The following is a 15055-nucleotide window of genomic DNA, read 5'->3' as shown; positions in this document are numbered from 1 at the left end:
TACTCCATGTTTGAATTATTTTATTATTTATAGTTTTAAATAAAAGCTGTTGGATTGTTTTATAAAATTTAAATCTTTAAGATGTGGGTTGGAGCTTTTTAATGTGTGGAATTATTGGAATTCTTGGAAAGAGGTGTGTTACGTCCTCTTTGGTTGAGGGGTTAAAACGTCTTGAATATAGAGGGTATGATTCATCTGGGGTGGCAACAGTCCATAATGGGCATCTTTATCGTGTACGTGCTGAGGGGAAGCTTGTTCATTTAGAAGAAAAATTAAAAAAAACACCTCTGGAGGGAAGTTTAGGGATTGGTCATACCCGTTGGGCTACGCATGGAATTGCTGTTGAACGCAATGCGCATCCCCATGTGACTGAAAAGCTTGCGATTGTTCATAATGGTATTATTGAAAATTTTGTAGAATTGCAAAAGGAACTCATAGAGGATGGTTATATCTTTGAAACAGATACGGATACGGAAGTTGTTGCACATTTAATAACGCGTGCATTAAAAGATGGTCTTTCTCCGCAAGAAGCTATACGTACCAGTTGGAAAAGGCTGCAGGGGGCTTTTGCTATTGCTCTTATTTTCGAAGGTGAAGATAACCTTATGATTGCGGCTCGTTCTGGTCCACCTCTGGCAATTGGTTATGGAAAAGATGAATTTTTTGTGGGGTCAGATGCGATTGCTTTGGCACCATTCGTTGATCATATTAGCTATATGGAAGATGGGGATTGGGCTGTTCTTACACGGGAAGGTGTCACAATTTACGATGTATATAATCAACCGGTAAAACGTCCTGTGACAACATTACTTGAAGAGGCTTTATTGATTTCTAAGGGTAATCATCGTCATTTTATGCACAAGGAAATGTTTGAACAACCTGAAGTGATTTCTCATAATTTGGCGCATTATCTTGATCTTGGAAATTATGCTGTTCGCCCCTTTGAGAATTTGATTGATTGGAAAAATATTCATCGTCTCCTTTTTGCGAGTTGTGGGACGGCTTATTATTCAACCTTAGTTGCGCGCTATTGGTTTGAGAAATTTGCCGCTTTAAGTGTTGATAATGATGTTGCTTCGGAGTTTCGTTATCGTGAACCTCCTATAACGTCCGATGTGTTGTCGCTGTTTGTTTCTCAATCTGGTGAGACAGCTGATACATTGGCTTCTTTGCGTTATTGTCGTGAGCGGGGTGTAAAAACAGCAACAATTGTGAATGTAGAGCAATCAACAATGGCAAGGGAGGCTGATTTTATTCTCCCAACACTTGCCGGACCGGAAATTGGTGTTGCGTCAACAAAAGCTTTTACCTGTCAATTGGCAACGCTTGCTTCACTAGCACTTAGTGCGGCTAAACAACGTGGCTATCTCTCGGCTCAAATGGAACAGCAATTGGTACAACAGTTGGCAGAAGTTCCACGTATTTTAAATGAGGTCTTAAAATTAGAGAGCAAAATTGAATGTGTTTGTCGTGATTTAGTGAATGCAAAAAGTATTCTTTATCTGGGACGTGGGACTTCTTATCCGATTGCTTTGGAGGGAGCCCTTAAACTGAAAGAGCTTTCTTATATTCATGCTGAAGGTTATGCGGCGGGTGAGTTGAAGCATGGACCAATTGCCTTGGTGGATGAAACAATACCTGTTATTGTTGTTGCACCTTATGATCGGTGGTTTGAAAAAACTTTTTCTAATATACAAGAAGTGGTAGCGCGTAATGGTCGTATTATTTTAATAACCGATAAAAAAGGAGCAGAAGTAGCCTATCTTAAGACTTTATCAACGATCACTTTGCCAGATGTTCCAGAATTTATTTCTCCTATTATTTATGCACTTCCTGTTCAGTTAATCGCTTATCATACGGCTGTTTTATTAGGAACAGATGTTGATCAACCCCGTAACTTAGCAAAATCAGTCACGGTTGAATAAAAGTATATTTCTGAATCTTTTGGAGAATAATCAAGTGTAAGAAATTGATTTATAATGATAGCTTATTTTTCCCACTTTTTTCTGTTGAATGAGAATATCGGAGACGGGATTTTTCTTTCTAAATTCTTTACGATAAAACAAAAAATATTTTCTTACCTATCAAAAAATAGATCAGCTATGTGAATATAATGATAAAAAAGACGCAATATTGCTTCTACTGTTTTAATACAAGAATAATTTAGATTGAAAGAAAAGATGCTGTTGTTGGCTTCTTACTCTTTCATGGAGCATAAAGATGGTAAGGGATTGTATAGATCATTTATGGGTTATTTTAAGAGAGAAAACCGTATTTGAACAGAGAGGTATTTTAATTTTTTATTAGAGGGTTTTTATTATCCTGCTCGCAAGAGGCGTGTAGCATCATCGTGTCCGAAAAGATAAAGTAGCAACCGTAAAGCTTGTCCTTTCTGAGAAGAAAGATGAGGATCGCGTTGTAAAAATAAACGAGCATCTTTTCTTGCCATTGACAAAAGATCACTATGAACTGCAAGGTTTGCTATATGAAATTCAGGGACTCCGGATTGTTTTGTACCTAAAAGCTCTCCTTCGCCTCGCAGGCGCCAATCTTCTTCAGCGATTTCAAAACCATCTTCTGTATTGCGGATAATATTAAGACGTGTTGCTGCTGTTTTAGTCAGTGGATCTTTATAGAGCAAAATGCAGGAAGATTTTTTATCGCCTCGTCCTACACGTCCACGCAATTGGTGCAGTTGTGAAAGGCCAAAATGTTCCGCGTGTTCTATGATAATGATTGAAGCATCTGGAATATCTACTCCCACTTCAATGACGGTGGTTGCAACTAAAATACGTGTATTTCCACATTTAAAAGATGCCATAGCGGCTTCTTTTTCTGCTGTAGACATTTTTCCGTGGATCATACCAACGTGTGCTCCAAAGCGTTCATGGAGAAATGCAAAGCGGTTTTCAATTGAAGTGAGATCAAGAGTTGTCGATTCCTCCACTAAAGGACAAATCCAATAGAGCTTTTCTCCTTTTTCTAATGCAATTGCGATTCGCTCTATAAGCTCATGAAGACGTTTCAAAGAAAGCATTGCTGTTGTAATGGGTTGTCGTCCCATTGGTTTTTCTGTAATTTTAGATACATCCATATCACCAAAAGCTGTTAAGACAAGTGTGCGCGGAATGGGCGTGGCGGTCATAACCAGCATATCAGGTTTATTGCCTTTTTCTGTAAGAGCGATACGTTGATGGACACCAAAACGGTGTTGTTCATCGATAATGGTTAAGGCAAGATTGTTATAAGTAATGCTGTTTTGTATGAGAGCATGGGTTCCGATGATAATAGACACTTGACCTGATTGAATATCATTCAAGATATTTGTCCGCAATTTCCCTTTTTCTCGTCCTGTTAAAAGAGTTGTTTGTAATCCGACCTTTTCGGCAAGAGGAGCAATGGTGGAAAAATGTTGCCTGGCAAGCACTTCGGTTGGTGCCATTAAAGCTGATTGTCCTGAATTTTCAGCAATTTGTGCCATTGCCATCAATGCAACAACAGTTTTTCCTGCGCCTACATCACCTTGAAGCAGTCTTAGCATCGGTTCTGGCGAAGCAAGATCATTCGCGATATCTTCTACTGCTTTTTTTTGTCCGGTTGTGAGTTGAAAGGGGAGGACATTAAGCAATTTTTTAGTATAAATTCCTGTTGATGGTCGAGAAGTGCCAACAAGAGATTTAGTTTTCAAACGCACGAGTCCTAGCGCCAATTGACAAGCGAGCAATTCATCATAGGCAAGACGTTTGCGTGCTGTACTTTCTAGGGATAGATCGTTGGGATTAATGGGCGCATGGATACGGCGTAAAGCAACAGAAAAAGAAGAAAAATTTTGCTGCTTTTTTACATTTTCATCTATCCATTCTGGGAGCAGAGGAATAAAATCAAGAGCGTTTTGTATGGCGCGTCTTAGTGTCTTTGCAGTTAGTCCTGCAGTAGAGGGATAGACAGGTTCGATGAGAGGAATCTGATTTGATTGTTCGCTTGGAGCAATATAGTCGGGATGCGCCATTGAAAATTGCCCATTAAACCATTCAATTTTTCCTGATACAGTGACTTTTTTTCCTTCAGGGAGTTGTTTTTTTAGCCAAAGAGGCTGAGCGTGAAAAAAGACTAAATTTATTTTTCCTGTTTGATCATGGGCAATAACACGATAGGGGATTTTGTTGTGACCACGAGGCGGTGGTTGATGTTGATCGATGATAATTTCGAGCGTAACAGTGTCTCCTTCTGTTACACAAGCAATGTTGGGACGCATTCTGCGGTCTATGACGGAATGAGGCATTAATTGAAGAAGATCAATAAGAGTTGCTTCGCGTTGTGTAGGATTAACATTTAAGAGTTTAGTCAGTAAACCATAGACTTTAGGTGTAATACCAGAAAGAGTTCGAATAGAATTAAAAAGAGGGGTAAGAAGACTTGGAGGCATGAGCAAATTTAACCTGCTCTTTTTGTTTTTTCTAGACCTTTAGAAGAGCTTTTTGGGGATAAAGTCATAAAGAGGAGGTTGCTTTACTTACACATTGAATTTTAGGAAGAAAAATTAATATTTAAAGCTAAATACAATAAAAGGGTGCTAAAATTAAAGTGCTTAGATGAAGTATATTGTTTTTCTTTTTATTTTAGCTGTTTATTTGCTGTGAATAGAAGCATTTTCTTGATAGAACTCTCTTATAAATATTAATAAAATTGGGATATTGCTCCTATGTAGGATGATGGATTTATAGCTTTAAAGTTATGATAAACAGAAGTTTTTTTCTTTTATAAGGGGTGCTGTTTGGCATTTATTTTGTAGTGGGAAATTGTGAGAGTGGTAAAAAATAAAAATAAAATACAAGAGAACAAAAATTCTCTTCCTCGCTTTATTCATTTGAGAGTGCATTCAGCTTATTCTTTACTCGAAGGGGCTTTAAAAATCCCCCAAATTATTCAACAGGCGATTTCAGATCATGCACCAGCGGTTGCTATTACCGATACCAATAATTTATTTGGTGCTTTGGAATTTTCACAGCATTGTCTTTCTCATGGGGTCCAACCTATTATTGGTTGTCAGCTTACTGTTGATTTTTGTGATGAAAATGATCATTCACGTTTGGCTAAATGGCGTAATCCTTCTGATTTTTGCTCTATTGTTCTGTTGGCTGCTAGTGAAACCGGTTATGCTCATTTGGTTCGTCTTGTAAGCCGTGCTTATCTTGATAAACGTGATACTGATCCTCCTCATATTAAAGCTAATTGGTTGTCGGCACACAGTGAAGGAATAATTGTTTTAACGGGAGGCAAGGGAGGACCTATTAATCTTTCTTTGGCAGAAGAGAAAAAAGAACATGCTGTTGAACGCTTAATTTATTTGAAAAAATCTTTTGCTGATCGTCTTTATGTGGAATTACAACGGCATGGCTCTTATGATCGGAGAGTAGAAGCTGATCTTATTAAATTGGCTTATGCGCATGAAATTCCTCTTGTTGCAACAAATGAAGCCTTTTTTCTGAAGAAAGAAGGGTATGAAGCGCATGATGCGCTGATGGCTGTTTCAGAAGGACAAATAGTCTCTAATCCAGATCGCAAACGTGTGACGCCAGATCATTATTTGAAGTCACAAGATGAAATGGTTACACTGTTTTCTGATCTTCCAGAAGCTTTAGAAAATAGTGTTGAAATTGCATTGCGTTGTCATATTGCCACGCCTCTTCGAAAACCGATATTGCCTCGTTTTATAGAACAATCTGCTAATTCAGAAAATACTTTGGAAGTAGAGGATAGTGAGTTGTTAAATCAGGCTAAAGCTGGTTTGAAAATGCGGCTTGAAACAATTGGATTGGCTGAAGGGTATACAATTGCAGATTATGAGCAGCGGCTTGATTATGAAGTTTCAGTTATTACGCGTATGCAATTTTCTGGATATTTTCTTATCGTTTCAGATTTCATAAAATGGGCAAAGGTTCATGATATTCCCGTTGGACCAGGACGGGGTTCTGGTGCTGGTTCACTTGTTGCTTATGCATTGACGATTACTGATGTTGATCCATTGCGGTTTTCTCTTCTCTTTGAGCGTTTTCTCAACCCAGATCGTGTTTCGATGCCAGATTTTGATATCGACTTTTGTCAGGAGCGGCGCGAAGAAGTTATTCAATATGTTCAAAAAAAATATGGACGTGATCAAGTTGCTCAAATTATTACTTTTGGTAAGTTACAGGCACGTGCAGTTTTGCGTGATGTGGGGCGTGTTTTAGAAGTTCCTTATCGTCAGGTGGATTATCTTACAAAATTAATTCCTGCCACGCCAGGAAGCCAGGTAGAATTGGCTGATGCTATTAAGGATGAACCTAAATTTGAAGAGGAAAAGAAAAAAGATCCCGTTGTTGGACGCGCATTAGATATAGCACTTCAGTTGGAGGGACTTTATCGTCATGCTTCGACTCATGCTGCTGGGATTGTTATTGGAGATCGTCCGCTTTGGGAGCTTGTCCCGATGTATCGTGATCCTCGTTCTGATATGCCTGTTACACAATTTAACATGAAATATGTTGAACAGGCAGGGCTGGTAAAATTTGATTTTCTTGGATTAAAAACGCTTACTGTTTTGAAAATGGCAGTCGATTTTGTTGCCAGAAAGGGGATCAAAATAGATTTATCAAATATCCCTCTGAATGATGAAGCAACCTATGCTATGATGGCACGTGGTGAAACGGTTGGCGTGTTTCAGGTGGAAAGTTCTGGTATGCGCAAGGCATTGATTGGAATGAAGCCAGACCGTATTGAAGATATTATTGCGCTGGTCGCACTTTATCGTCCAGGTCCAATGGAGAATATTCCAACTTATAATGCACGCAAACATGGGGAAGAGGAAATTGCTTCTATTCATCCTAAAATAGATCATCTGATCAAAGAAACACAAGGTGTTATTGTCTATCAAGAACAGGTAATGCAGATTGCTCAGGTGCTTGCTGGCTATTCGCTTGGAGAAGCCGATTTATTACGTCGTGCTATGGGAAAAAAAATTCATGCTGAAATGCAAAAACAGCGTACGCGTTTTGTCAATGGAGCTGTTGCTGGTGGTGTTGATAAAGATCAAGCTGATATTATTTTCGACCTTTTAGCAAAATTTGCCGATTATGGTTTTAATAAATCGCACGCTGCTGCTTATGCAATTGTTTCTTACCAAACAGCTTATATGAAAGCAAATTATCCCGTTGAGTTTTTAGCAGCTTCAATGACGTATGATATGACGAATACAGATAAACTTAATGATTTTCGGCGTGAAGCATTAAGGCTGGGTATTGAAGTTATTGCACCTTCTATACAAACATCTCATCGTGTTTTTGAGGTTGGTGATAACTGTATTTATTATTCTCTTGCTGCCATTAAAGGAGTGGGAGAAACTGTTGTGGATCATATTGTTGCTTGTCGTGGGGATAATATTTTTAAGGATCTGGAAGATTTTTGTGCGCGTGTTGATCCTCGTATTGTTAACAAGCGTGCGATGGAAAGTTTAGTTTGTGCTGGTGCTTTTGATTGTTTTAACATTGCACGTGAGGTTTTATTAGCCAATCTTGGAATTCTTCATGCGCGTGCACTTCGTATTCTCGATGACAATTCTAGCGGGCAGGTTGATATATTTGGAATGGCAGGCGGATTAAAAGAACCATTGATTTTATCGCAAACAACTCCTTGGTTGCCGGCTGAGAAACTCTATCGAGAATTTCAAGCTATAGGTTTTTACTTTTCTGCGCATCCATTGGAGGAGTATCAAGCAATTCTGGACAAAAAACGCATTCAGACTTGGGTTAATTTTGCCAATGCCGTTAAAGGAGGAGCAACGGCTGCACGACTTGCTGGAACTGTTGTGGCAAAAAACGTGCGTAAAACAAAATCTGGTAAAAAAATGGGAATTATTCATTTTTCTGATACAAGTGGACAATATGAAGCAGTTCTCTTTTCTGAGGCACTTGCGGATTATGAAGAGATGCTAGAACCTGGAAAATCTTTTATTATTACGGTGAGCGCAGAAAATCGTTCTGAAGGAGTTAGTTTGCGAATTGAAACAATTCAGTCGTTGGAAAAGGAATCATTAAAACAGCATAAAATGATGCGTCTTTTTATAAAAACAGTTGATATGCTTCCACAAATTGAACAAAATTTAAATCTTGGGGGGAATGGAGAGGTTGGGCTTATTTTAATTCAAGAGAATGGATTGCGAGAAGTCGAAATTGCGCTTCCTAAGCGATATAAGGTAAATCCACATGTCGCAAATGCTATGAAATTAATTCAGGGTGTTGTTGATGTAGAATTGAGTTAACAGAAAGATTAAAGATGGGAGCTAATTTTGAGTGGTGTTTTTGCTTTTAGGAGAGCTAAAAATTAAGCTTTTAAAATCGGATTTTAGGTTTTGGAAAATATGGCTTTTATTTGAGTAAACTATGATGGTTTTTTAGTGTTATAGAGTCAAAAAATCTCTTTCTTTCGTAATATTCAAAGTATTGAAAGAATTTTATAAGTTTTTATCATTATTTTTTATGGAATTCATCGCATCATACATGTAAAGCCAATTGAGATCTGACATAATGCTCTCTGGTGTACGAATTTTCATCATAAGATTGCGTGCAATTGCTATAGGACCGGTTGCGTGATAGGCTAATCTATTGAAATCTCCGCGTTTTTTTACCGCTGCAATACGGGGGGTGCGTGTTATTTCGTAAAGCGAAAGTGCTTTCGTTAATGAAAAATCTTTCAATGAAAGTGCTTCTGCTAATGTGGCAGCATCTTCAATTGCCATAGCGGCACCTTGTGCTGCAAAAGGTAAGACTGCATGTGCACAATCGCCAACAAATACTTGTCTCTCTAAGCCGATAAAACGATTTTGTTTCATTTGAAAGAGTGGCCAATAGCTCCATTCATCGATATGATCAAAGATTTGTAATATTTTTGAATTCCAACCTCTAAAAAGAGATTTTAGTTTTTCTTTATCTCCTTTATGAGCCCATCCTTCTTTTGAATTTTCTCCATGCGTAATGGCGACAAAATTAAAAATTTTTTCTGACGATTGAATGGGATAGACAACAAGATGATTTTTTGGTCCCATCCAAGCTGTAATTGTATTCATATTTTGCAACGAAGAACGAAATTTTTGAGGAAGATTATCAAATGTTGTTGTTGCACGCCAAGCAATAAAGCCACTAAAATTTGCTCTTTCATGAAAAGGAGATTGTTGCCGTAATGTTGACCAAACTCCATCACATCCGATCAGAAGGGGCGTTGAATGAAGCTGTTCTGTTGTTGTATCTGTTTTTATTGTTGTTATTTTAATGTTGGTTGCAGATTGGGTAGAAGATACAATCGTTTCGCCTGCTTTGTATTTGATCAAAGGATTTTCAATCACTGCATTATATAAAATTTTTTGTAAAGCCGCGCGGTGGATCGTCATATAAGGGGCTTTCCAATATTTTTCTGTTAGATTGATAAGATGAGCCTGTAGATGTATTTTTAAAGATAATCCATCTTTTAACTCAAGAAAATGCGGGATTGTCGCGACTTCAGTGAGTTTGTTAAGAAGTTCCCAGCGAGCAAGAATAGATGTTGCATTTGGTGTCAGTTGAATACCAGCGCCTATTGTTTCAAGTTGCTTACACTTTTCGATAATGGTGCTTGCAATTCCTTTGTGAGCGAGTGCTAAAGCGGTGCTTAAACCAGCAATTCCTCCTCCAATAATGAGGGGTGATCGGTCCACAAATGATTTCATATTAAACAAGCAGAATTAAAAGAGTAGTTATTAAGAAAGTCCAAAAACGCGATTATAATAGCTTTTCTGGATGATATAAACATCCTTTTGGGTTTGTTTGATCGTATGATAGCGAGGGAACATAACGATAAAGGGTTGAGCAATAAGGGCAAATTTTCTCAGTTGCTTCTCCCATGTCGATAAAGATATGAGGATGATCGAATGGTTGTGTAGCGCCTACACACATAAATTCTTTCACACCAATTTCGATTGTTTTATATCCAAGGTCATTTTGGAAATGGGGAATATTGTGATCAGCCATGGCGTACAAACTCCAGAATAAATTGTCTCATCAGCTATAATTGGGCTCTTTTATTTTATAGGCGTGAGTTTGTAATAAAGCTTATAATAATGCAAGCTGCTTTTTAAGACAAATTTCTCCTCCTTTTATGCTATATTAGAATAACTGTCGTGTTTTTAGCGCTTTGCGCATAGAAATAGTTCCAAGTATTTTTAAATATTAAATGAAAACACGATGAGAAAAGTTAGGCATTGATATATTATTATGATGATAACACATTATAAAATGTTATATGGGATATTTCGTCAAGGATTTTAGAAAATATAAAAGAAAATTATTTAGGATATATGGAACAGAGGGTGGTAGATAAAATTTCTATATCAAATATAACAATGAAAAATCCGGTACGGTTTATTAATCGAGAGTTTTCATGGCTACAATTTAATAATCGTGTTTTGATGGAAGCGGCTAATTCTAAACATCCTTTATTAGAACGTCTACAATTTCTTTCTATTTCAGCGGCAAATCTTGATGAGTTTTTTATGGTTCGTGTTGCAGGACTAGCAGCTCAAATTCGTGCTCGCGTTACAGCGTGCAGTGCAGATGGACACACTCCACAGGAACAACTTGATATTGTATTAGCTGAGATTTCAAAGTTGCAGGCTCACCAACTACGAGAATTGAATGTTTTACGTGATGAATTAAAAAAGAATGATATTGAAATTATTTGTTCTGATGATCTTTCAGAAATTGAAAAATCATGGCTTGAAAAATATTTTCTTGAGACAATTTTTCCTGTTTTAAAACCTTTGCCTGTTGATTCTACTCATCCTTTTCCATTTATTCCTAATTTAGGGCTTTCTATTGCTCTTCAATTGTCTGGAAAAACTGATCAGAACTCACACACAGTGCTGTTGTCTATTTCAATGCTTTTAAGGCGTTTTATTCTTCTTCCTCAAGAGGGCAGTCATTGTCGTTTTATTGCATCTGAAGATGTTATTTGCCTTTTTATTAAACATGTATTTCCTAATTATGAGGTTAAAGGAATTGGTACATTTAGAGTAATCCGAGATAGTGATATTGAAGTAGAAGAAGAAGCTGAGGATCTTGTTCATTTTTTTGAAACTGCTCTCAAAAGGCGGCGCCGTGGGCAGGTTATTCGAGTTGAATTTGACGCAAAAATGCCAGAGAGTTTACGCCAGTTTATAGCGAATAGTCTTGCTGTTCCTGATAATTGTATTAATGTTCTGGATGGATTTTTAGCGCTTAATATGATATCAGAAATTGTTTCTATTCCCCGTAATGATCTCAAATTTATTCCTTATATTCCCCGTGTTCCAAAATGTATTCGTGAACATAAAGGGGATTGTTTTGCGGCTATTCGTGAAAATGATATTGTGATTCATCACCCTTATGAGACATTTGATGTTGTTGTCCAATTTTTACGTCAAGCTGCTTGCGATCCTGATGTTATGGAAATCAAACAAACACTTTATCGTACATCAAATGATAGTCCAATTGTTGGCGCTTTGATTGAAGCAGCTGAACAGGGAAAGTCTGTGACTGCTTTGGTAGAACTTAAAGCGCGTTTTGATGAGGAAGCAAATATTCGTTGGGCACGGGATCTTGAATGTGCTGGGGTTCAAGTTATTTTTGGTTTTATTGCATTAAAAACGCATGCTAAGATGTCATTGGTTGTGAGACGTGAGGGAAAACGTCTTTGCTCTTATGTTCATCTTGGAACAGGAAATTATCATCCCATTAACGCTAAAACTTATACGGATCTTTCTTTTTTTTCCAAGGATGATGATATCGCTCATGATGTTGCGTTATTGTTCAATTATATTGCGCAATATGAGCGTCCGAATGAAACAATGAAGATTGCTTTTTCACCCTTAACATTGCGTGGTCGTATCTTAGAGCATATTGAGGGAGAAATTTCTCATGCACAACAGGGAAGGTTTGCTGCTATTTGGATGAAAGTTAATGCATTGGTTGATCCTGAAATTATTGATGCTTTATATCGTGCCAGTCAAGCAGGGGTGCAAATTGATTTGGTTGTGCGGGGGATATGTTGTTTACGTCCTCGTATTCTAGGAATTTCAGATAATATTCGTGTAAAATCAATAGTCGGGCGTTTTCTTGAACATAGTCGCATTTTTTGTTTTGGGAATGGTCAAGATTTGCCTAATGAAAATGCACTTGTTTACTTAGGCTCTGCTGATATGATGCCTCGTAATCTAGACTATCGTATTGAAATATTGGTTCCAGTTTTTAATAAAATAGTGCGTCAAAAAATTCTTTTACAAATTATGTTGGCTAATATCATTGATAATCAACAAAGCTTTGATATACTTAAGGATGGAACATCAAAACGTATCACACCGCAGATAGGTGAAAGTCTGTTTAATGCGCAGGAGTATTTTATGGCTAATACAAGTTTTGCGGGGAGAAAAGAGTCCTTTGAATCTTCTGTTTCGCGCTTGATTGCGTTGCGTCGGCAACAAGCCGAAATACATAAAGATTAAAATCCAATGACATATATAGATGCTCAAGGTCGGTTAAAAGGGCGTAAGCCTGTTGCTGTTATTGACATTGGCTCAAATTCTGTTCGGTTGGTTATTTATGAGGGGCTTGTTCGCTCACCAACGGTTTTGTTTAATGAAAAGATTCTTTGTGGTCTCGGTCATGGTGTGGCAAAAACAGGATTTTTAGAAGAAAAATCGATGAAAATGGCGTTGCAAACACTGAAACGGTTTCGTACGCTTTGTCGACAGATTGGGGCAGATGAGGTCTATACTTTAGCAACAGCAGCAGCACGAGATGCAAAGAATGGTGTAGCATTTATTCAGCATGCTGAAGATATTTTGCAAAGTAAAATATATCTTCTTTCAGGAAGTGAAGAAGCTATGTATTCAGCATATGGAGTTGTGTCTACTTTTTATCAACCAAAAGGTATTTCTGGGGATCTTGGTGGTGGAAGTCTTGAGCTGATTGATATTGATCATTCTGATGTTGGTGAAGGGATAACTCTCCCATTGGGTGGTTTAAGGCTACAGTATATGTCAAATAATGATAGTGCTGTAGCTACAAAAATTGTACATGAGCAACTTTATAAATCGTCTGTTGTTCGTACTCGTAAAGGTATAGCACGTTATTTTTATGCAGTGGGGGGGACATGGCGTAATTTGGCAAAACTCCATATGGCAATGAAACACTATCGGCTCCCTGTTATGCATGGCTATGAAGTTGATGCCGTTGAAATGGAGAACTTTTTACGTCTTGTAGCACGTGGCAATATTGATAATATGAGGGGGATTGCAGCGGTTTCTCAGAATCGTCGGAAACTTTTATCTTATGGGGCAATAGTTCTTATTGAACTCATTCAGTGTATGGAGTTTGAAAAGATAATTTTTTCTGGTGCTGGCGTTCGTGAAGGTTTTCTTTATTCACGATTGCCGCAGGCGCTTCGACTTTCAGATCCTCTCATTGCAGCATGCACAGAAATGGCTATTTTACGGGCACGTTCACCAAAACAAGCAGAAGAACTCATTGATTTTACGACGAATGCTTTTGAAGTTTTTGGAATTTCAGAAACTGAAAATGAAAGCCGTTATCGTCAAGCCGCTTGTCTCCTTGCGGATATTGGTTGGCGTATACATCCAGATTATCGAGGCAATGAAGCAGCAAATCAAATAGCTTTAGGATCTTATCCAGGAATTTCTCATGAAGGGCGCCTTTATGCGGCGCTTGCTGTTTTTTTTCGCAACACGAGTTTATTGGTTGATAAAGAATCTCTCCCCATTTTTCAATTAGCAACTCAAAATATAATTGAAAAAGCACGTATTCTTGGCGAAACTATGCGGATTGCTCATCTTTTTAGTGCTTCTGTTGCAGGTATTTTACCTCATCTATTGTGGCGTAAAAAAGCAGATCACATTATTTTGCAGATCCCAAAGAATTACGCTGGGTTATTAGGAGAACGTCCTCTTGGACGATTAAAAAAGTTATCAAAAATAATAAAAAAACCTCTTGCTTTTGAAATTTTTTGATTTTTTTCCTAATTTATTCGGATTTTATGTCTTATAATAGTGTCATTGACAATGGATAAACTAGGCAACCTAGCATCATGAGCTGGACAACGGGGGGATTGTTTCATAACGCTTATGTTATCCCCCACGCAAGGCATTTGTAATGTCCTGAGCATTCATAAAAGAAAACATAATTTTTTTATTCTGTTACTTGCGTCACAGGATGGAATTTGCACTTCATAAGCTTCGTGTGAAAATGAAAAGCCTTGTCCATCCTTACGTGACAAGGCTTTCTTTTTATGCCGCGTCGTTATAACGTTGCTGTTTTGCTTGCTCGATGACATTCAAAAGATCCGATTGTAACCAACGCGATAAAAAACCAAATTTTAAAGGTTTTGGGAGAGATCCATTGGTAACATGACGGCGGAATGTTGAGACACTCATATGAAGCAGTTTTGCACTTTCACGGTCTGTCAAAAGAATATCATTTTCTGTCATAATAAAATCCTTTCAAAAGTAAAAAAATGAGAACAAATCATAACTATTTATTAACCATATTTTTGTTCATTTTTGAAGGTATTTTATTTATAGAAAACAATATTTTATTATACAATTTCTGATGTGATACGTGATGAATCTTATTGAGAAAGAATGAGAGACAAGAGAGCTAAAGTTATCCACAGATAATGGGGTATTGCACCCCATATCTTAAGATTGACCGGTGACATAAGCCGCCCATTTATCCATATAGACACGGCGCTGTTCTAGATAATCAGTCCGACGATAGGCACGCTCTACTTTACCGCCGACCGTATGACTTAGAATGGTTTCAGCAACCTCATAGGGAGCATCGGTTGTTTCTGCTAGCCAATTGCGTAAACTAGAGCGAAAACCATGGGGGCAGGCTTCAATTTTATTTTTTCTCATATATGTAGCCATACATTTCTCAGCGAGGGGACCACGACCTCTAGCAGAAAAAAAGAAATCATTACGAGAGAGCAAGCGCGC

8 protein-coding genes and 1 pseudogene are annotated in these 15055 nt (G+C 37.8%); 4 read left to right on the top strand and 5 right to left on the bottom strand.

The window, feature by feature from the left end; genetic code table 11:
- Positions 1 to 101: 101 nt before the first annotated feature.
- The gene (gene glmS, locus ACFINF_RS04535) at positions 102 to 1925 is read left to right on the top strand and encodes a glutamine--fructose-6-phosphate transaminase (isomerizing) (protein ID WP_375619854.1); all 1824 of its coding nucleotides are present in this window, start codon (positions 102 to 104) and stop codon (positions 1923 to 1925) included.
- Positions 1926 to 2317: 392 nt separating this feature from the next.
- On the opposite strand, the gene recG is transcribed toward glmS, so the two are convergent.
- Positions 2318 to 4426, bottom strand: a complete 2109-nt coding sequence (gene recG, locus ACFINF_RS04530) for an ATP-dependent DNA helicase RecG (protein ID WP_375619853.1) — start codon at positions 4424 to 4426, stop codon at positions 2318 to 2320.
- Between the two features lie 381 nt (positions 4427 to 4807).
- Here recG and dnaE point away from each other — a divergent pair, with 381 nt between their 5' ends.
- A complete protein-coding gene (gene dnaE / locus ACFINF_RS04525) occupies positions 4808 to 8296 on the top strand; it encodes a DNA polymerase III subunit alpha (RefSeq protein ID WP_375619852.1) in 3489 nt (1162 codons plus the stop codon).
- A 192-nt stretch (positions 8297 to 8488) separates the two neighbouring features.
- On the opposite strand, the gene ACFINF_RS04520 is transcribed toward dnaE, so the two are convergent.
- Together ACFINF_RS04520 and ACFINF_RS04515 are read right to left on the bottom strand one after the other, a co-directional pair.
- Positions 8489 to 9736, bottom strand: a complete 1248-nt coding sequence (locus ACFINF_RS04520) for an FAD-binding protein (RefSeq protein WP_375619851.1) — start codon at positions 9734 to 9736, stop codon at positions 8489 to 8491.
- Between the two features lie 52 nt (positions 9737 to 9788).
- Positions 9789 to 10037, bottom strand: coding sequence for a zinc-finger domain-containing protein (locus ACFINF_RS04515; RefSeq protein WP_375619850.1), 249 nt, complete (start codon positions 10035 to 10037; stop codon positions 9789 to 9791).
- 326 nt (positions 10038 to 10363) lie between these two features.
- On the opposite strand from ACFINF_RS04515, the gene ACFINF_RS04510 reads away from it, so the two are divergent.
- Positions 10364 to 12544, top strand: coding sequence for an RNA degradosome polyphosphate kinase (locus ACFINF_RS04510; RefSeq protein ID WP_375619849.1), 2181 nt, complete (start codon positions 10364 to 10366; stop codon positions 12542 to 12544).
- A 6-nt stretch (positions 12545 to 12550) separates the two neighbouring features.
- A complete protein-coding gene (gene ppx, locus ACFINF_RS04505; protein WP_375619848.1) occupies positions 12551 to 14068 on the top strand; it encodes an exopolyphosphatase in 1518 nt (505 codons plus the stop codon).
- 276 nt (positions 14069 to 14344) lie between these two features.
- On the opposite strand, the gene ACFINF_RS04500 is transcribed toward ppx, so the two are convergent.
- Both ACFINF_RS04500 and ACFINF_RS04495 read right to left on the bottom strand, forming a co-directional pair.
- Positions 14345 to 14545, bottom strand: coding sequence for an AlpA family transcriptional regulator (locus ACFINF_RS04500; RefSeq protein WP_015856172.1), 201 nt, complete (start codon positions 14543 to 14545; stop codon positions 14345 to 14347).
- A gap of 210 nt (positions 14546 to 14755) precedes the next feature.
- A pseudogene (locus tag ACFINF_RS04495) lies at positions 14756 to 15055 on the bottom strand (integrase); the annotation flags it as partial.

It is taken from the genome of Bartonella sp. TS25HLJMH, from assembly GCF_042193505.1.
In the GTDB taxonomy this organism is placed as follows: domain Bacteria; phylum Pseudomonadota; class Alphaproteobacteria; order Rhizobiales; family Rhizobiaceae; genus Bartonella; species Bartonella grahamii.
Note: the sequence above shows the minus strand (reverse complement) of the source record. Positions and strands in the feature narration are given on the sequence as shown.

Bases quoted from the DNA above. Each gene is read 5' to 3' on its own strand.
- glmS (WP_375619854.1), top strand. From the start codon at position 102: ATGTGTGGAATTATTGGAATTCTTGGAAAGAGGTGTGTTACGTCCTCT.
- ACFINF_RS04515 (WP_375619850.1), bottom strand. From the start codon at position 10,037: ATGGCTGATCACAATATTCCCCATTTCCAAAATGACCTTGGATATAAA.
- ppx (WP_375619848.1), top strand. From the start codon at position 12,551: ATGACATATATAGATGCTCAAGGTCGGTTAAAAGGGCGTAAGCCTGTT.
- ACFINF_RS04510 (WP_375619849.1), top strand. From the start codon at position 10,364: ATGGAACAGAGGGTGGTAGATAAAATTTCTATATCAAATATAACAATG.
- recG (WP_375619853.1), bottom strand. From the start codon at position 4,426: ATGCCTCCAAGTCTTCTTACCCCTCTTTTTAATTCTATTCGAACTCTT.
- ACFINF_RS04520 (WP_375619851.1), bottom strand. From the start codon at position 9,736: ATGAAATCATTTGTGGACCGATCACCCCTCATTATTGGAGGAGGAATT.
- ACFINF_RS04500 (WP_015856172.1), bottom strand. From the start codon at position 14,545: ATGACAGAAAATGATATTCTTTTGACAGACCGTGAAAGTGCAAAACTG.